The organism is Streptomyces sp. NPDC060198 (genome assembly GCF_042728415.1).
Classification (GTDB): domain Bacteria; phylum Actinomycetota; class Actinomycetes; order Streptomycetales; family Streptomycetaceae; genus Streptomyces.
On the sequence record NZ_JBHWZJ010000647.1, the window covers coordinates 1 to 1,861 of the forward strand.

At 70.4% G+C, this 1,861-nt stretch carries 2 protein-coding genes; one reads left to right on the forward strand and one right to left on the reverse strand.

What is annotated here, in order from left to right; all coding sequences use genetic code 11:
* Positions 1–76: 76 nt before the first annotated feature.
* Positions 77–1,108 (reverse strand): class II fructose-bisphosphatase, encoded by a 1,032-nt coding sequence (gene glpX, locus ACFWEP_RS34440; RefSeq protein WP_387376209.1) that lies wholly within the window; start codon positions 1,106–1,108, stop codon positions 77–79.
* A gap of 202 nt (positions 1,109–1,310) precedes the next feature.
* Here glpX and ACFWEP_RS34445 point away from each other — a divergent pair, with 202 nt between their 5' ends.
* Entirely contained in the window at positions 1,311–1,829 is a 519-nt protein-coding gene (locus ACFWEP_RS34445) for a DUF4245 domain-containing protein (protein ID WP_387376211.1), read from the forward strand.
* Positions 1,830–1,861 lie beyond the last annotated feature (32 nt).

A 1,861-nucleotide genomic window follows, 5' to 3' on the forward strand; every position in this document is an offset into this window, starting at 1 on the left:
ACCCGCCCGGTGGCCCCCTTCGCGTCGCCCCGGTGTGGTGATCCGTCGGTGCGGGTCCGTCCGTCCGGGGCGGGTCCTACTGCGCCCGGTCGAAGTCGATCGCGCTGTACGCGCGCAGCTTCGACAGGCGGTGCGTGGAGGAGATGGTGCGGATCGTGCCCGACTTGGACCGCATCACGATGGACTCGGTGGTGGCGGTCTCGGCGCGGTAGCGCACCCCGCGCATCAGCTCGCCGTCGGTGATCCCGGTGGCGACGAAGAACACGTTGTCGCCGCTGACCAGGTCGTCCGTCGACAGCACCCGGTCCAGATCGTGCCCGGCGTCCAGGGCCTTCCGGCGTTCGGCCTCGTCCTTCGGCCAGAGCTTGCCCTGGATGACACCGCCCAGGCACTTTATGGCACAGGCCGAGATGATGCCCTCGGGCGTGCCGCCGATGCCCATGAGCAGGTCGATGCCGGTGCCCTCGCGGGCGGCCATGATCGAGCCGGCCACGTCGCCGTCCGAGATGAACTTGATCCGGGCGCCGGTGTCCCGGATCTCCTTCACGATGCCGTCGTGGCGCGGGCGGTCGAGCACGACGACGGTGACGTCCTCGGGCGTCGAGTGCTTCGCCTTCGCGACGCGCCGGATGTTGACCGCGACGGGTGCGTTGATGTCGACGAAGTCGGCGGCCTCGGGCCCGGTCACCAGCTTGTCCATGTAGAAGACGGCCGAGGGGTCGAACATCGCCCCCCGGTCGGCGGCGGCCAGTACCGCGATGGCGTTGGGCATGCCCTTGGCATTGAGCGTGGTGCCGTCGATCGGGTCCACGGCGATGTCGACCTCGGCGCCGGTGCCGTCGCCGACCCGTTCGCCGTTGAAGAGCATGGGGGCCTCGTCCTTCTCCCCTTCGCCGATCACGACCACACCGTTCATGGAGACCGTGGAGACGAGGGTCCGCATGGCCTTCACCGCGGCCCCGTCGGCGCCGATCTTGTCGCCTCGCCCGACCCAACGGCCGGCGGCCATGGCGGCGGCCTCGGTCACCCGGACGAGTTCGAGGGCGAGGTTGCGGTCGGGGGCCTCCGGAGAGACCTCCAGCTGGGACGGCAGATGGTGCTCGGGCATCGGAGCACGCCTTTCTGTACGACGACGACCGGAAATGAGCGCGCTTCGACTCTATCGGTAGACCGATAAAATGAGCAGGGCGCCCCACGGATGAGCGCACCTTGCCGTACCGCCCGGTGACGGGCCGCCGTCATGCCCCGGCGACGGGCGACCGGCCGGGGTCCGGGGCGGCTGCCGGGAGGCCGCATGCCACCATGTATCCGTGGCAAGCAAGCGAGGCAAGCAGACAGTCCGGGACATGTTCCTGTCGTTGGTGTTGATCGTCGCCGCGGCCGGCGTCATCTACGTCTTCGTTCCGCACGACGACAAGGCCGACCCGGTCCGGACCGTCGACTACCGCGTCGAACTCGCGACCGCGCGCCGCGCGGCCCCGTACCCGGTGGCCGCCCCGTCCGGGCTCCCCGAGGGCTGGAAGGCGACCTCCGTCTCGTACGACGGTGCCGAGGGCAGCAGTTGGCACCTGGGCTTCATCGACCCGGACGGCAGGTACGTCGCCGTGGAGCAGTCCACGACTCCCGTGAAGGCCTACGTCCCCGACGTCAGCCAGGACGCCGAGGACACCGGCCGCACCGAGACCGTCGCGGGTCAGGAGTGGCAGTACTGGAAGGGTGCGAAGTACGACGCCCTGGTGCTGAACGCCGAGGGCTCCACCACGGTGGTCACCGGCTCCGCGCCCAAGGAGCAGCTGGCAGCGATGGCCGCCGCGCTCACCACGTCCTGACGCGGGCCCGGCCCGTCGCGGCAGCGGAGACC